This is a genomic window from Flavobacterium selenitireducens, assembly GCF_014748335.1.
GTDB lineage: Bacteria > Bacteroidota > Bacteroidia > Flavobacteriales > Flavobacteriaceae > Flavobacterium > Flavobacterium selenitireducens.
Window position 1 is genome coordinate 477,512 of sequence record NZ_JAAVIY010000002.1, and the last position, 15,765, is coordinate 493,276.

The window sequence follows — 15,765 nt, forward strand, 5'->3', positions numbered from 1 at the left end:
AATTACTTTTCCTTATTAACCTTAGCAATGTACTTGTCCAGCGCCATCGTCATGCTCGGCGCTTCAGGTGACGGTGCCATGATATCGACGCGCAATCCGTGAGCTTCGGCCTCTTTCTGAACCGAAGTTCCGAAAACCGCAATCCTTGTTTCGTTTTGTTTGAAATCAGGGAAGTTCATGAACAGCGACTTGATTCCGGTCGGGCTGAAAAACGCGAGAACGTCGTAGTAAACATCAGCGAGGTCGGAAAGATCGCTCATTACCGTGCGATAAAACGTTCCCACTGTCCAGTCTACTTTGAGGTTGTTGAGCGTTTGAGGCGCATCCGGATTTTGTGCATCCGAAGCAGGCAAAAGAAATTTCTCGTCTTTGTACTTTTTGATCAGAGGCGACATGTCGGCGAAATCTTTCTGCCCGACATAAATTTTGCGCTTGCGGTACACGACATATTTTTGCAGGTAAAACGCGATGGCTTCCGACTGGCAGAAATATTTCAACCCTTCGGGAACCTTATAGCGCATTTCCTCAGCAACGCGAAAGAAATGATCGACCGCATTCTTACTGGTCAAAATAATGGCTGTATATTGGCTGATATCGATTTTCTGCTGGCGGACTTCTTTCGCAGGAACGCCCTCGACATGAATGAAAGGCCTGAAATCGACCTTCACTTTATGCTTTTGAGACAGCTCAAAGTAAGGGGAATTTTCTACCTTGGGTTCCGGCTGAGATACCAGAATAGTTTTCACTTTGTTTGGCATTTTCTAACTTTTTGTAAACCAATAATACATGAAATAGTAGGGCGCTATTTCGAGTGCGCAAAGATACAAAATAAAATAGAACAACTTGCCTAGTAATATGTTTTGATAATTTCTTAATGATATGGCATACGTGAGTACGTTGATTATCAAAATGGAACCGATTATCGCGAATATGACAGTTTTCGATGTGCCCGAACTGAAATACAGGATGATGTCAACCGGTAAAAGCAACAACCCGATGTAGGTGCGATAGCTTACTTTCTGGAGATTGAATTGTTCGACGAACTCTTCGATATTGAACGACGAGGCAATTATCTTCTCGATCAGGTATTTGCAAAGGATAAAAACGCCGAGCAAACCAAAGATCCTGATAAACAGCAGCCAATCGCCTTTTTGCCCGAATCCGAAGTTGTAAAAAGCGATTTGTATAAAGAAGGCCAGCGAAACCAAATGGATCACGAAAAGCGATACATTGAACCAGCTCATCAAACTGCCGTTGTCGCGATACACCTTGATGTATTTGTCCGAAATGCCCAGCTTCGAGAATTCCGCGAACCGCGTCTCGAATACCGAGCGCGTCAGGGCGATCAGCGCCAGGCAACCCAAAAAGATCACAATGGCCCAATCTCTGTTTTCAACCAATCTCGGAATCAGGAAACTTTCATTCATATCGCTGCAAAAATACTAAAAACACAAGCGGAATTATTATAATTTTCTTGGGATTCATCTGATGCAAATACCTTATTTTTGCCCCGAAATACGCACTTCATGAGCGACGGACTGGTCATTATCCCAACCTATAACGAAATCGAGAACATTGAAAGTATAGTTCGCGCCGTAATGACCTTACACCACCAGTTCGACCTTTTGGTTGTCGACGACGGCTCGCCTGACGGAACCGCCCAAAAAGTGATCGAGCTTCAATCGGAATTTGCGGGAAGGCTCCACATCGAACAGCGACAGTCGAAATCCGGATTGGGAACCGCTTACGTACATGGATTTAGATGGGCGCTTTCCCGTGAATACGCTTATGTTTTCGAGATGGATGCGGATTTTTCGCACAATCCGTCCGACCTTGAAAAATTGTACGAAGCTTGTCATTTTGCAGGTGCCGATGTTGCCATAGGCTCGCGATACGTAACCGGAGTGAATGTCGTGAATTGGCCGCTTGCGAGAGTGCTGATGTCGTATTATGCCTCTCGGTACGTCGAAATGGTGATGGGAATGGGCATAAACGACGCCACGGCCGGGTTTATGTGTTACAAACGCGAAGTGCTCGAAGGCATCGGTCTTGACAAAATAAAATTTGTCGGCTACGCGTTCCAGATTGAAATGAAATACCGCGCCTTCGCCAAAGGGTTTAAATTGGTCGAAGTGCCGATCATATTTACCGACCGAACCAAAGGTCAATCGAAAATGAGTTCCGCGATCTTCAAAGAAGCCATGGTTGGCGTACTTGGACTGCGATGGAAAAAAATGCTGAAAAGACTCTAATGAATAGGATTTTAATCAAGAATGCCAAAATTGTAAACGAAGGGAAAATCGTCGAAGGCGACGTGCTCATCGAAGGCGAAATCATAGTTGAAATTGCCGAATCGATAAGCGCCAAGTCATCGGACACCAAAATCATTGACGCCGAAGGAAACTACCTGATTCCGGGCGCGATCGACGATCAGGTGCATTTTCGCGAGCCGGGGCTGACACACAAAGGCGATATTAGTTCGGAATCGAAAGCCGCGATTGCCGGTGGCGTGACCTCGTTCATCGAGCAACCCAACACGGTCCCGAATGCGGTAACACAGGAAATTCTTGAGGATAAATACCAGATCGCATCCGAAAAATCCTACGCGAATTACTCGTTCATGATGGGTGCCTCAAATGACAATCTGGAGGAAGTGTTAAAGACGAATCCTAAGAACGTCGCCGGAATCAAGATCTTTCTCGGGTCGTCGACAGGAAATATGCTCGTGGACAATGAGGCCGTCCTTGAACGCATCTTCAGTTCCACGCCTTTACTGATTGCGGTTCACTGCGAGGACGAACAGACCATCAAGGACAATCTTGAAAAATACAAAGAGGAGTACGGAGAAAATGTTCCGGTAACGGCCCATCATCTTATCAGAAGTGCCGAAGCGTGTTACAGTTCGTCTTCGAAAGCCGTGGCGTTGGCCAAGAAAACCGGAGCGCGCCTTCACGTTTTCCATCTTTCGACGGCCAAGGAAATGGAACTTTTCCAGAACAATATCCCGCTTGAGGACAAAAAAATCACGGCCGAAGTCTGTGTGCACCATTTGTGGTTTACAGATGCCGATTATGCCACGAAAGGGAATCTGATAAAATGGAATCCTGCAGTAAAGACCGAAGCCGACCGCGATGCATTATGGGAAGCCTTGCTCGACGGACGCATCGACGTCATCGCCACCGATCACGCGCCTCACACGCTCGAAGAAAAAAAACAGCCCTACTTGAAGGCGCCATCGGGTGGGCCGCTTGTGCAACACTCGGTCGTGGCGATGTTCGAAAAACATTTCCAGGGAAAAATTTCCGTTGAGAAGATCGTCGAGAAAATGTGCCACAATCCTGCAAAATTGTTCAGGATCGAAAAGCGCGGATTTATCAAGGAAGGTTTCTATGCCGATTTGGCTATCGTGAATCCGGCTTCCCCGTGGACGGTCAACAAATCCAACATTTTATACAAATGCGGATGGTCGCCATTCGAAGGATTCAGCTTCAAATCGCGCATTATGCATACTTTCGTGAACGGACAGCACGTTTTTGCTTCCGGAAAGGTCAAGGAAATTAAAGCCGGTCAACGCCTTTTGTTCGACAGATGAGAAAAATCGTAACAATAGCCTTGGTTTATCTGCTTGCTGCCTGCGGAAATTCGGTTGAGAAGCCTGACAAATTGGTCGCCGAAGACAAAATGGTCGACATTTTTTACGACCTGGCGCTGCTTGAGGCAATAAAAGCCCACAAGCCGAATTTGATCCAAAGATCCAAAGATCCGAACCAATACATCTACAAAAAATACGGCATCGACAGTTTGCAGTTCGCCCAAAGCAATCGCTATTACGCGTCGGACATCAGGCGATACAAACGGATGTACGGACGCGTCGGCAAACGTTTGGAAGGCAACAAAAAAACGCTGGATTCGATTGTTGCGAAAAAGACCGGCCAACCAGGTGTGGAAAGCATCGTAAAGTAACTATTTACGGCGCTGGACATCCACCGCTTTCCTGATGCAATCGCGAATTGGCGTAAATTCGAATGAAGGCAACGCATTGCGCAACCTGGCGTTCGAGAATCGCCTGTGACGGTGAAGCGCTTTGGAGGTTTCTCTGAACAACCTGCGTTTTTTACCGAACAATGAGGCGATCCAATCGGCGAAAACCGCAAGTTTAGTGAGAAAAACGCCTGCTTCATATTTCGGTCGGTTCACTTGTAGCGCATCGGCAATCTCGAAAGCCACATCGCGCAAAATACGATGTTCGGAAATGACGATGAACCGCTCTCCCGAAATTTCACTTTCCGTCAGGGCCACCATCGCCGAAACGACGTCGTCTACGCCCACAAATCCTGTCGAGCCCTCCGTGTAGAATGGAAACCCTTTCTCGATTGAAGAAAAGATGACGCCGCTTCCCTCGTTCCAAAATCCTGGGCCGAGAATGATTCCAGGCACCACGGCGACGGTTTCAAGGCCTTCCTGCCAACCTCTCCAAATTTCCATTTCGGCTCCGTATTTCGAAATGCCGTAATCCGAATGGTGTTTTTCAGGATTCCACTCGGTTGCCTCATCGAGCACGTCTTCTCCCTCTTTCAAATCGCCCAACGCCGCCACCGAACTCACATGGCAAAGTTTCTGTACACCAAAATCGATTGACAGGTTCACAACGTTCGCGGTTCCTTCAATATTCACTTTCCGCAATTTTTCTTCGTCTTTCGCATCGAACGAAATTAGCGCCGCACAGTGGTAAACGCGCTCGATCCCGGGAAATGCCTTTTCGAGAGCCGGAACATCGAGAATGTCGGCCTCGATCCAATCGATTTGGGAGAACAAGTCCGCCTTTCCGTAAAGGTTGAAGAGATTTTGCGTCTTGACCTTGCCTAATTCCGATCTGAAAAGACCGCGTACACTTTCGCCTTTTTCGAGCAAATGCAAAGCGAGATGGGAGCCGACGAGGCCGGTTGTTCCGGTGATGAGGTTCATTTTGTAAAATTAGCGAATTAGCGAATTAGCGAATGGGATAATGATGACTTTTTACGTATGATCCATTGTGTCTATTCTCAGGCTTTGATGTGATTCGAGACAGGCGATAAACACCAGACGGTAATTATCATTAGTTTGGTTTTCGGATTTTTTTAACGGTTGGATAATGCTAATCGAATACGGTTAAAAGTGCCTTTTTGGAGCGAAATCATTCGCTAATTCGCTAATTTTCTAATCCGCTAATTAATATCTTTGCCGAAATTTATTTTTCATGAAAAACCTAGTAGAAGAACTCAAATGGCGCGGGCTTTACCACGATGCCATGCCTGGAACCGAAGAGCAACTTTTGAAAGAGGCGACCACGGCGTATATTGGGTTCGATCCTACTGCCGATTCGCTCCACATCGGGTCGATGGTGCAAATCATTTTATTGTGCCATTTGCGAAAGTTCGGGCACAAACCTTTGGCATTGGTTGGAGGCGCGACCGGAATGATTGGCGATCCTTCGGGAAAATCTGACGAACGGAATTTGTTGAATGAGGAAGCTTTGGCTAAGAATGTCGCGGGAATCAAAAGCGTTTTATCGCGCTTTCTGGATTTCGACGCCACTGACGCGAACGCTCCGGTTTTAGTCAATAATTACGATTGGATGAAGGAATTCTCGTTCCTTGATTTTGTGCGCGACGTCGGGAAAAGGATTACGGTCAATTACATGATGGCGAAGGATTCCGTCAAGAAGCGCCTGACCGGTGAAATCGGGGATGGCATGTCGTTCACGGAATTTACTTACCAATTGATACAGGGTTACGATTTTTACCATTTGCACAAAGAATACAATTGTGTGCTCCAAATGGGCGGCTCCGACCAATGGGGAAATATCACCACGGGAACGGAATTGGTCCGTCGGATGAACGGTCATGAGGCGAAGGCTTTCGCATTGACTACGCCGCTTGTAACGAAGGCCGACGGTTCGAAATTCGGCAAATCGGAAAGCGGTAACGTGTGGCTCGATTCCGATAAGACGTCGGTTTATAAATTTTACCAGTTTTGGGTGAACGTGTCCGATGAGGATGCCGAAAAATACATCAAGATTTTTACGTTCTTGGACAGGGGAACGATTGAAACATTGACAGAAGAACACCGTCAGGCGCCTCATTTGCGTGTGCTGCAAAAGCGCTTGGCCGAGGAAATTACGACGTTCGTACATTCAAATGAAGAATTGGAAAAGGCGATAAAAGCGTCGAATATCCTGTTCGGCAACTCAACGGCCGACGATCTCAAATCGCTGGACGAACAGACGTTTTTGGAGATTTTCGACGGCGTTCCTCAGGCTGAGATCGCAAAGTCCGAACTTACGGCAGGCTTGGATATCGTATCGGTAATGAATGAAAAGTCGGGCTTTATGAAATCGAACGGCGAGGCGAGACGCGCATTGCAGGAAAATTCGATTTCGGTAAACCGCGAGAAGATTGCCGATGGTTTTATCCTGACCGAAAACGATCTGATAAACGGAACTTTCGTGCTTTTGCAGCGCGGAAAAAAGAACTATTTCGTGTTGCGTTTTACGTGATTCGAAACGGACTTGATTTATAGCCGCTAGTTCGCAATACTCATATTCGCCAATTCGCGGCTATATTATTTTTACACAGACCGGAAAATCCAAAGCACTCGCGACGACCTGTTAGAGGATTTTAAGGCGACAAGTATATCGGCAAACAGTTCGAGATAATCCACTTGTGACAAGCGCCTAACTTTATTTATAGCCGCCAATTCGCGAATTCGCGGCTATTATTTTTTACTCTGACCGGAAAAATCCAGAACAAGCACGACGATAGGTCGAAAAAATTTAAGGCGATAAGTCTATCGGCAAACGGTTCGAGGTAGTCCAACCGTAATAAGCGCCGAACTTTATTTATAGCCGCCAATTCGCGAATCCGCGGCTATATTATTTTTACACAGACCGGAAAATCCAAAGCACTCGCGACGACCTGTTAGAGGATTTTAAGGCGACAAGTATATCGGCATTCGGTACGAGGTAGTCCAACCGTGACAAGCGCCGAGCTCTATTTATAGCCGCGAATTCGCGAATCCGCGGCTATTATTTTTTACACAGACCGGAAAATCCAATGCAAGCACGACGATATGTCGAAAAATTTAAGGCGACAAGTCGATCGGCATTCAATTCAGAGTAGTCCAACTGTGACAAGCACTGAGCAATATCTGCAGCCGCCAATTCGCGAATCCGCGGCTATTATTTTTTACACAGACCGGAAAATCCAATGCAAGCACGACGATCTGTCGACAAAATTTAAGGCGACAAGTCAATCGGCAAACGGTTCGAGGTAATCCACTTGTGACAAGCACTGAGCAATATCTGCAGCCGCCAATTCGCGAATTCGCGGCTATTATCTTTTAACACAGACCGGAAAATCCAAAGCACTCGCGACGACCTGTTAGAGGATTTTAAGGCGATAAGTCTATCGGCAAACGGTTCGAGGTAGTCCAACCGTAATAAGCGCCGAACTTTAGTTGTAGACAAGAATTCGCGAATCCGCGGCTATTATTTTTTACTCAGATCGGAAAATCCAGAACAAGCACGACGATAGGTCGAAAAAATTTAAGGCGATAAGTCTGTCGGCATCCGGTTCGAGGTAATCCAACCGTAACAAGCGCCTAGCTCAAGTTGCAGCCGCCAATTCGCGAATTCGCGGCTATTATTTTTGCACACGCAGAAAAATCCAAAGCAAGCACGACGATATCTCGAAAAATTTAAGCAGATAAGTCGATCGGCAAACGGTTTGAGGTAATCCACTTGTGACAAGCGCCGAGCTCTATTTATAGCCGCGAATTCGCGAATTCGCGGCTATTATTTTTGCCCACGTAGGAAAATCCAAAGCAAGCACGACGATATGTCAAGAAATTTAAGCAGACAAGTCGATCGGCATTCGGTACGAGGTAGTCCAACCGTGACAAGCGCCTAGCTCTATTTATAGCCGCGAATTCGCGAATTCGCGGCTATTATTTTTTACACAGACCGGAAAATCTAAAGCACTCGCGACGACCTGTTAGAGGATTTTAAGGCGACAAGTATATCGGCATTCGGTTCGAGGTAATCCACTTGTGACAAGCACTGAGCAATATCTGCAGCCGCCAATTCGCGAATTCGCGGCTATTATTTTTGCACACACAGGAAAATCCAAAGCAAGCACGACGATATCTCGAAAAATTTAAGGCGATAAGTCTATCGGCATCCGGTTCGAGGTAATCCAACCCGTGACAAGATGAGGTTCATCGAGCAACTTTTCCATATCGACCGCCTTGAATTCGTCGTACAATTCTTCCTTCATCAAATGAGCGGAGAGCTCGAACACGTATTGATCGTTGGAATCGAGGTAATATTCCATTTCGTCATACCGCTGATAGCGCTCGTGATCCCAAGCCATGACCACAGAAAAGAGCTTCGACTGTTTGGGTTCGAGTTTCATCAACGAACTCGCGATATAGTCGCGCCGTCTTTTTAGAAGCAACTCGACATCACGGTTTTCGCTGCGGACGGAATTCAGCTTGCGCTCCATTTCAGCATCGGACATCCAGGTCGCGACGCCGAAAGTGAAAACTCCGGGCGCGTCGACAGGTTTGCCATCTTGGAACAATCGGTAGTGGACGTAAGCCGAAGAAGAACTCGAAATTTGCGGAATGAAACCCTCGGTTGTCGTGAGAAAGAAGGCGATGGGACGATCGGTTTCGTTTGTGAGCGAATACGAAATATTGTAGAGACGTACTCCGGTTTTCGAACGGTCGGTCTTGATGTCGAGCAGTCCTATCGCAAGCGGCTTTTGGGCCAACATCGAGCATCCGGTAAGCAACAGCAAAACGAATCTCATAACACCATTAAATTACATCCTCTGATGTCCGAATTGTCGAAACGGCCTAATATTTCGAAACTTCCGTCGGGATATTTTTTGCCCAAATCCTGTGTCGCGATAAACGCACACGAATTGATATTGGCCAGGTCGATCACGTTGACGCCTCCGGTTTTCCCGGGATCGACGTAAGACAGGGCATCTTCGGTATCACGGGTTAGGATCTGCATCCAGTTCGGACACTCAAAAATCCCTTCTCCAAGCGAATACGCCTGCGAAAGCAATTCCGTCATGCCGTATTCCGAATGTATCGATGAGACTCCAAATCCCTTACAGAGGATATCGTGCAATTCCTCCCGGATCATCTCCTTTCGCTTGCCTTTCATGCCGCCGGTTTCCATGATAACGGTATTTTGCAGCTCAAATTGCTGCATTTCCACGAGGTCGAGCAGGGCATAGGTAACGCCAATCAGCAATACGTTTTTCCCGGACATGTCAAGCGATGTCAGTTTTTGGATGAGCTCGTCGTAATTGTTGAGGTAAAATCCACTGTCCGGATTGTTCGAGCCTTCAATGAGATCGTTGACCATATAAATCAATGAGGAACCTTCGCGGTCGAGATAACTCGGCAGCAACGCCAAGACCACGTAATCTTCGATGTTTCCGTAAAATTGTGAGAATGCCTGGCGGAAGCTGCGTTCGTACAAGGAAACGTCCGTGACAAGATGTTTGCTCGTGATGGCGCCCGTCGTTCCCGAACTCGTAAACGTCTCCTGAACCTGTCCGTTTCCGGTAATCACATCGCGGGATTTGAAGAATTGTATTGGAAGAAACGGAATTTGCGCAAGCGATTTGACGAGATGGATTTCGGTTCCCAAAAAGTTGCAGAATTCGCGGTACACCGCATTGTTCTCGTACTGATAACGAAAGACTTTCAACGCGATTTTGTCGAATTGCTTTTGCGAAGAAATGTTGAAGATGTCGTCAGGTGTGATCAAAGGGAAATTGCTTGGATGCAAAAATAGGAAATAAAAAAAGCCCCGCGAACGAGGCTTAGTTTGTATGTCGGAAATCAGATTATTTAATAACCAATTTACGTGTAGCGGTTTTACCGTCTTCCGTAACTTTCAAAACGTAAACTCCTGTTTTCAAAGCAGAAACGTTAACCGTTTGCTCAGTAGAAGTTTTTACGACTTGCTTTCCAAGGATATCGAAAATAGCGACTGATTTTGTGTTGCCGTTATCTGTATCGATGTAAAGTGTTCCGTTAGAAACTGGGTTAGGGTAGACTTTCAATCCAGCGATTTGGTTTTTACCTACGCTTAAGTCGTTGTCAACTAAAGAAACGTTGTCATAGAAGATAGCACCTGAGTTACCGGTATCTTGATAAACACGGAAATCAAGGCGGAAAGCTGTAGCTGTAGCCGGAGCATCCAACGTGTAGGTTACCTGCGTCCATCCAGACGTATTCACCATATAATCTGGTTGTAGGACATCAAGGTTATCAGTAAGTTGGGCGGTGCCAGCTCTCCAAGAAGCCCAGTGTCTTCCGCGAGCGTCGTCTGATTCGTCTTTGTACCAGTAAGAAAACGTGTATTCGTGACCCGGTGTAACAGGAATGTCAGTCCAAGCTGCACGAACGTTGCCAGTTCCTGCAGGAGCTGTAAAACGTATTGAACTTGTTCCGTTCTGAACATTTGCAGCAGCCGTTTCCTGAGCTACGCTTCCACCGTTTGCCGGAACGGTAATCGTCCATCCTGTCGGAGCGCCGTCAGCCCAAGTTTCAAAGTTTCCGTTTGTAACCAAATTCTGCGCGTTGGCAGAAATTCCCAAACAGACAAAAGTTAGTAAAGAGTAGATTTTTTTCATCATCAAAAATTTAGTTCATTTTACGGCAAAGATAAACTGATTTCACACGAGTAAAAAATTTCCAATGTAAAAATTGTATTAAAAAAAAGGCCCCGAAACGAATTCAGGGCCTTTTTAATTACTTGATTATCAATTTTCTTGTGACGGTCGCTTCTCCTTCGCGTATTTTAACAATGTAAACGCCGGGTGAAAGCGATGCGATGTTGAGTTCCTTGCTGACGGTCTGTTGGAGTACCTGTCTTCCCAATACGTTGAAGATCGTCACGTCCTTGTCCATTGAAGTCTTCGATGTGATGAAGATCTTGCCCGTACTCACCGGATTCGGGTAGAAGCCGAGATCCTTTCCCTCCTGAGCCAGAGCGCCCAGGGAAGCGAAAAAGGTGAAAAGCGCAATATAAAAGTAGTTCTTTGCCATTGGTGCAATTTGGTTTTGTAAAAGTACAAAAACAATTTTCAAATACGATGCCAAAATCAAAATGCTGTAAATCATGAGTATTAAAATGAAACTCTATATAAGTGAGGGCGCATTGATAGGGTCAGTTATTGTCTTGAACGCCCGCGAGGGTCGCTTTTAACGCGATCCGCTTGTATGAGATTTCTAAGTGCTGCTGCCTGAGCGGTCGTGGTTCGATTTCTTTGCGCGAGGCGACGATTGAAGTAATAGGGCTGGATCCGGTACTGTCAGGAAGAGTTCGTTTGAATGACCTTGGATGCGGTTGCTACAAATAAAAAAGGCCTGATTAACTTAATAATCAGGCCTTGGTTTTATTAATGTCAAGTCTTAGAGACCAGTCGTCCAGCCAGCAGTCCACGAAGGAGCAGCAATCCCGTTTCCAGCACCTTGAGATGCACCGGCAGTTACGGCGGCAGCAACGTCTACTGAAGTTCCGGCAGTATTTTTACCTACAGTAAGGTTAGTCACATCAGATGCAACAGAAACGTTTGTAGCTTTCAAAGTTGTTCCGATCGCTGCGATAGTTTCATCGTGCTCAAGTGCAAAACCGTTTTTCCAACCTGACAAGACTACGTTCGAGAAAATTCCGCGAGTTCCTCTTCTCAATTTGATAGCGTCATTTTCAGCATATGCAGCAGCGTCAGCAGTACTTCCCGCACCGATAAGGGTAAGGTTAGAGATTGTAGGGTTCGCTATCGGAGTATTTGCAAATCCATCTTCGTAGTTGTCAGCCTCGATACCGCGGTTTCCTTTTCCGAAAGCCACTTTTCCATACCAGTCAGTGTTTGTTCCGATCCATCCTTCAGTCCAGTCGAAAAGATCATCCTCGTTTCCAAGAGCGACAAGACCTTTCGTGTTGACAGTTCCTCCGAAGAATTCGAACCCGTCGTCAGCACCATGAACAGCCTGAACGTATTCTACTACTGTTCCGGAACCAACTCCGAACAACGAAAGTCCGTTGAATTCTTTTAGTTGGTTATAAGCAGCACCAGCATACTCGATTCTCAAGTAGCGAAGAACGCCTGAGTTATCGTTGGCGATAGTTCCACCGTAAGTAAGTTCAGAAACCTCTGCAGAAGCGGTAGACTGCCCACCAGTTACGCGGTTGATCGGCGCTTTACCACAAATTACAAGTCCGCCCCAGTTTCCTGCTGCAGGAGTTGCCAAACCACTTGTCATTACAACCGGGTTGTTTTCAGTTCCGTTAACGAAAATTTTTCCGCCTTGAGCTACAGCGATGTAAGCAGCAGTTCCACCAACACCTTCGATTCTGGTTCCGGCAGGAATAGTAAGGGAAGCACCATCAGCGATCAAAAGTCTACCTGTAAGTTTGTAAGTAGTACCGGCGTTAAGCTGTACTTCTCCATCAGCGATAGTTCCTTGGAAATTGTTAGCGTCGACTACAAAAGATGAAGATGGGGCATTGTTGTCGTCATCAGAACAGCCAACGAAAGCCGCTGCAACAATTGCCAAAGCCATTAATTTTCTGAATGTTGTTTTCATAGATTCTTTGTAAGGATTTTGATAGTTTCAAATTATACGGCAAAGATGCCGCGTCTTTTTCGTTAAGGCGTTAAGCCGATGTAACGGTTTCATTAACATAAGCCTAAGTCTGTATTATCTAAATGTGAAGAACTTAAATTGAACATTAAACAAAAAGGCCGCTCGCGGCGACCTTTATGTGTTTTTTGCTGCGGCTTTAGAACGTATAGTTCAGGCTAAGGCTGATTCCTGTTCCTTTCTTGTAAGTTTGGGAAAGAACATCGCCGTTAGGATTTTCCTGAACTTGCTTGATTGCGGGATTTGTCAGGTTTCTCGCGGTCAAGCCGATGCCGAGGTTTTCATTGAGCTTCGATTTAATGATGAAGTCCAGTGTCCCGACGCTTTTGTCCACGAGATTGCCTCTTTGTTGCGTTCCCAAAGCGTAAATGCGGTCAGAAAACAAATTGTAGGCAACGGTGGCGGTAATGTTTGCACGTTTCTGATTCCATTCCGTAAAGTAAGACAAGTCAGCATTTCCTAACCAATCGGACGCTCCCGTGAACGCGCTTTTACTGTCGGTAAAGTCAACATTCAAATTGGTTTCGGCGGCCACTTTGTCATTGTTGAGCTCTTGTTCGGTATACAGATACGAAACATTTAGACCTGCGCTCAAGCGTTTTGAATTCGTTTCTTCTGTCTTGAAAATGTTTTTACGGACTTCGATCTCGATACCTGCGGCGTATCCGTAATCACCGGAGTTCAGATAAGAGATATCGTTCGTCGAAGAGTTTACGACTGCTTCGTTAATTGGATTTACGATGTACTTTCCGAAAGCCGTCGCAGAGAACACTTCGTCCGATGTTGGGAACATTTCCCACTTCAAATCGAGATTGTAGTTGTCCGATTCATAGAGGTTAGGATTACCAAAGTAAACCTGTGTAGCTCTTTCATAAGCGAAAGGCGCGCGCTCTTTGAACTGCGGAAGCGTGTACGTCTTGCTGAAGGCAAAGCGAAGGTTCTGTTTGTCATTCAGGGAATATTTTACGATCAAGCTTGGGAGAATCGCAGTTTTTGTCAATTCATTTTGTCCTGTCGGAGACAAAGACGTGTCCCATTCCATATTTTGTTTGATCATTTCGCCTCTCAACCCTAAAACGGCCGTCAGGTTTGGATTGAATGTGTACTCGATAGAGCCGAAAGCCGCGTGTACGTCCAGGTCGCCATTGTACGTTTGAGGACGCGTCGCTCCCGGGACTTGTGCGCTTCCGCGGAAGGTAGAAATCTCGAAGAAGCCGTTTGTCAAATTGGTCTGGTTGTAGAAAGCATCGAGGTTGTCCGGATCTACGATATCGCCAAGGTGCGTATTTGTTGCCTTGAAATTGTATTGGGTAGCGGCAAAATCACGCTCTTTCATACGTCCGTTGTAGCCAAGGGTCAATTTTCCGTTGTAATCGCTGTCCCCGTTTTTGAAGATTTTGTAGTCAACCGAAATGTTGGCATTGTATTCTTTTTCGGTCAATTCCTGGAAATAGCGGTTGTTGTTCGGAGCAGATTGGGAGTTGATCGTAAACCCGTTCGCCTGCTCGTTGAATGTGTTCCACGTCCTGTCCGGCTGGTCGTCGTTTACGTTGTTGAACGCTCCCGACCAGTTCAATTGCAATCGATCGGTAAACTTGTGCTCTCCAAGTAATTGGTTAATGAACAATGAGGTTTTCGTGAACGTGTTGATTCTGACGAAACCGTTTCCGTCATTGGCCAAATCGACGATGTAACCGCGGTACTCGTCCGTTTGTTGGTCACTGGTATTGATGAAAAGCGAGTTAAATTTGATCTTGTGGTTCGCGTTGATCTTGTACGCGATGTTCGCCATTCCGGTAGTGTTCGTCGCGTAATTGAACGAGTCGAACGAGTCATATCGCTTGTTGATCACGCCTGTCGGGCTGATGCTTCCGTTGGCTTGTCCGTCGGTAATCGACTGGTATTCGTTAGAAAAAGATCCCGTAGCGAAAAGGCTTAGTTTTCCGCTCTCGCCAACATTCCAGGACTGCCCGCCGCTAATGCCAATCGAACCACCAAACGGACTCTTCGTGTCCATTCCCAAGGTTTCGTAATTGTACTGTGTCAAGGAGTTCGATGGTTTTTTGGTCATGCCGAAACCCGATGCGTTCGGGCTTGCGTGCAACCTGAAATTGTTTTCGGAAACCGCATTAGTGTTGGCGTTTGATCCGATATCGATCCTGAAGGTGCCTTTTCCTCTGTGTTCTTTCGAAACGATGTCCACATTTCCTCCCGCAAAATCGCCATACAATTTTGATCCGTACACTTTGTCGATAGAGACGTATTCCACAATTTCGGTCGGGAAGATGTCAAGGACGATGTTTTTCTTTTCTGCATCGTTGGACGGAATCGGTAACCCATTCATAGTTGAAGCGTTGTAGCGGTCGCCAAGTCCACGGACAAAAATGTTCCCGCTTCCTTCTTGTTTGGTAACGCCGGTAGTTTTTACAACGGCTGCCGCGACATCAGTAACGCCTTTGCGGGACAATTCCTGAGCGCCGATGTTTTGTTTGATTTCGACCGCGTTTTTCTGCTCAAGCAAAAGCGAGCTCTCCTTCTGTCGATTCACCTGCGCCTGCACCTTCACATCCTGCAACGTGTAACTTCCTGCTCCAAGCACTTTGTCTACCGTAACCGTTTCTCCTGAAACGATCGTTACGTTTTCGGTTTGCGTTTCGTATCCTAAAAAGCTATATTCGATGACGTAGGTGCCGGCCTCGAGTGCAAAGGTGTATTTCCCGCTTTCGTCAGTTGTAACGGCATTCGTCGTACCTTTAACAAGTACATTGGCGAACGGAAGCGGTTCGTTATTGAGGTCTTTGTCGGTAATGGTTCCGGTGAGCGTGCCTTTCTGGGCAAACGCGACAACCGAAGTCAGTGCCATCAATAAAACCAAGAGATGTTTTCTCATGAGAAGTGTATGTTTTTTATTTTGGCGCAAAGTAACCGCCTGCTTATGAGGGCAATGTTAACAACCCGTTACGTTTCGGTTTGCAAAAGTTTACCGAATTGTTAACAGATTAAATAATGGTTAATCGCGATTTGACAGATTTTTTTATCTTTACTTTTACGCCG

At 46.2% G+C, this 15,765-nt stretch carries 13 protein-coding genes; 4 read left to right on the forward strand and 9 right to left on the reverse strand.

Annotated elements, in window-relative coordinates; translation table 11 throughout:
• Positions 1-2: 2 nt before the first annotated feature.
• A complete protein-coding gene (locus HC229_RS05570) occupies positions 3-758 on the reverse strand; it encodes a uroporphyrinogen-III synthase (RefSeq protein WP_191019467.1) in 756 nt (251 codons plus the stop codon).
• 3 nt (positions 759-761) lie between these two features.
• Positions 762-1,427, reverse strand: coding sequence for a DUF4271 domain-containing protein (locus HC229_RS05575; protein WP_191019468.1), 666 nt, complete (start codon positions 1,425-1,427; stop codon positions 762-764).
• Positions 1,428-1,526: 99 nt separating this feature from the next.
• On the opposite strand from HC229_RS05575, the gene HC229_RS05580 reads away from it, so the two are divergent.
• Genes HC229_RS05580 through HC229_RS05590 form a run of 3 tightly spaced genes read left to right on the forward strand, consistent with a single transcriptional unit; the run spans position 1,527 to position 3,963 of the window.
• The gene (locus tag HC229_RS05580) at positions 1,527-2,252 is read left to right on the forward strand and encodes a polyprenol monophosphomannose synthase (protein WP_191019469.1); all 726 of its coding nucleotides are present in this window, start codon (positions 1,527-1,529) and stop codon (positions 2,250-2,252) included.
• Entirely contained in the window at positions 2,252-3,592 is a 1,341-nt protein-coding gene (locus HC229_RS05585; protein WP_191019470.1) for a dihydroorotase, read from the forward strand. The genes HC229_RS05580 and HC229_RS05585 overlap by 1 nt, the downstream gene beginning before the upstream one ends.
• Positions 3,589-3,963 (forward strand): DUF4296 domain-containing protein, encoded by a 375-nt coding sequence (locus HC229_RS05590; RefSeq protein WP_191019471.1) that lies wholly within the window; start codon positions 3,589-3,591, stop codon positions 3,961-3,963. Before HC229_RS05585 ends, HC229_RS05590 begins: the two co-directional genes overlap by 4 nt.
• Here the strand turns inward: HC229_RS05590 and HC229_RS05595 are convergent, their stop codons facing one another.
• Positions 3,964-4,965, reverse strand: coding sequence for an NAD-dependent epimerase/dehydratase family protein (locus HC229_RS05595; RefSeq protein WP_191019472.1), 1,002 nt, complete (start codon positions 4,963-4,965; stop codon positions 3,964-3,966).
• Between the two features lie 271 nt (positions 4,966-5,236).
• Between HC229_RS05595 and tyrS the strand changes: the two genes are divergently transcribed.
• Positions 5,237-6,535 (forward strand): tyrosine--tRNA ligase, encoded by a 1,299-nt coding sequence (tyrS, locus tag HC229_RS05600; protein WP_191019473.1) that lies wholly within the window; start codon positions 5,237-5,239, stop codon positions 6,533-6,535.
• A gap of 1,657 nt (positions 6,536-8,192) precedes the next feature.
• Here the strand turns inward: tyrS and HC229_RS05605 are convergent.
• The 6 genes from HC229_RS05605 to HC229_RS05630 all read right to left on the reverse strand — a co-directional run bounded on the left by HC229_RS05605 (position 8,193) and on the right by HC229_RS05630 (position 15,601).
• A complete protein-coding gene (locus HC229_RS05605; protein ID WP_191019474.1) occupies positions 8,193-8,849 on the reverse strand; it encodes a hypothetical protein in 657 nt (218 codons plus the stop codon).
• On the reverse strand, positions 8,846-9,826 hold the full coding sequence (locus HC229_RS05610) for a LuxE/PaaK family acyltransferase (RefSeq protein ID WP_191019545.1): 981 nt from the start codon (positions 9,824-9,826) through the stop codon (positions 8,846-8,848). Before HC229_RS05610 ends, HC229_RS05605 begins: the two co-directional genes overlap by 4 nt.
• A gap of 79 nt (positions 9,827-9,905) precedes the next feature.
• Positions 9,906-10,697 carry a T9SS type A sorting domain-containing protein gene (locus HC229_RS05615; RefSeq protein WP_191019475.1) on the reverse strand — a complete coding sequence of 264 codons (792 nt, stop codon included), beginning with the start codon at positions 10,695-10,697 and terminating at the stop codon, positions 9,906-9,908.
• Positions 10,698-10,815: 118 nt separating this feature from the next.
• Positions 10,816-11,112, reverse strand: coding sequence for a T9SS type A sorting domain-containing protein (locus HC229_RS05620; protein WP_191019476.1), 297 nt, complete (start codon positions 11,110-11,112; stop codon positions 10,816-10,818).
• 366 nt (positions 11,113-11,478) lie between these two features.
• Positions 11,479-12,654 carry a hypothetical protein gene (locus tag HC229_RS05625; RefSeq protein ID WP_191019477.1) on the reverse strand — a complete coding sequence of 392 codons (1,176 nt, stop codon included), beginning with the start codon at positions 12,652-12,654 and terminating at the stop codon, positions 11,479-11,481.
• A 196-nt stretch (positions 12,655-12,850) separates the two neighbouring features.
• Positions 12,851-15,601: a TonB-dependent receptor gene (locus HC229_RS05630; protein WP_191019478.1), complete on the reverse strand. Its 2,751-nt coding sequence runs from the start codon at positions 15,599-15,601 to the stop codon at positions 12,851-12,853.
• Positions 15,602-15,765: the final 164 nt, after the last annotated feature.

Excerpts from the sequence above, each read along its gene's own strand:
- HC229_RS05570 (WP_191019467.1), bottom strand. The coding sequence starts at position 758 with ATGCCAAACAAAGTGAAAACTATTCTGGTATCTCAGCCGGAACCCAAG.
- HC229_RS05575 (WP_191019468.1), bottom strand. The coding sequence starts at position 1,427 with ATGAATGAAAGTTTCCTGATTCCGAGATTGGTTGAAAACAGAGATTGG.
- HC229_RS05580 (WP_191019469.1), top strand. The coding sequence starts at position 1,527 with ATGAGCGACGGACTGGTCATTATCCCAACCTATAACGAAATCGAGAAC.
- HC229_RS05585 (WP_191019470.1), top strand. The coding sequence starts at position 2,252 with ATGAATAGGATTTTAATCAAGAATGCCAAAATTGTAAACGAAGGGAAA.
- HC229_RS05590 (WP_191019471.1), top strand. The coding sequence starts at position 3,589 with ATGAGAAAAATCGTAACAATAGCCTTGGTTTATCTGCTTGCTGCCTGC.
- HC229_RS05595 (WP_191019472.1), bottom strand. The coding sequence starts at position 4,965 with ATGAACCTCATCACCGGAACAACCGGCCTCGTCGGCTCCCATCTCGCT.
- tyrS (WP_191019473.1), top strand. The coding sequence starts at position 5,237 with ATGAAAAACCTAGTAGAAGAACTCAAATGGCGCGGGCTTTACCACGAT.
- HC229_RS05605 (WP_191019474.1), bottom strand. The coding sequence starts at position 8,849 with ATGAGATTCGTTTTGCTGTTGCTTACCGGATGCTCGATGTTGGCCCAA.
- HC229_RS05615 (WP_191019475.1), bottom strand. The coding sequence starts at position 10,697 with ATGAAAAAAATCTACTCTTTACTAACTTTTGTCTGTTTGGGAATTTCT.
- HC229_RS05620 (WP_191019476.1), bottom strand. The coding sequence starts at position 11,112 with ATGGCAAAGAACTACTTTTATATTGCGCTTTTCACCTTTTTCGCTTCC.
- HC229_RS05625 (WP_191019477.1), bottom strand. The coding sequence starts at position 12,654 with ATGAAAACAACATTCAGAAAATTAATGGCTTTGGCAATTGTTGCAGCG.
- HC229_RS05630 (WP_191019478.1), bottom strand. The coding sequence starts at position 15,601 with ATGAGAAAACATCTCTTGGTTTTATTGATGGCACTGACTTCGGTTGTC.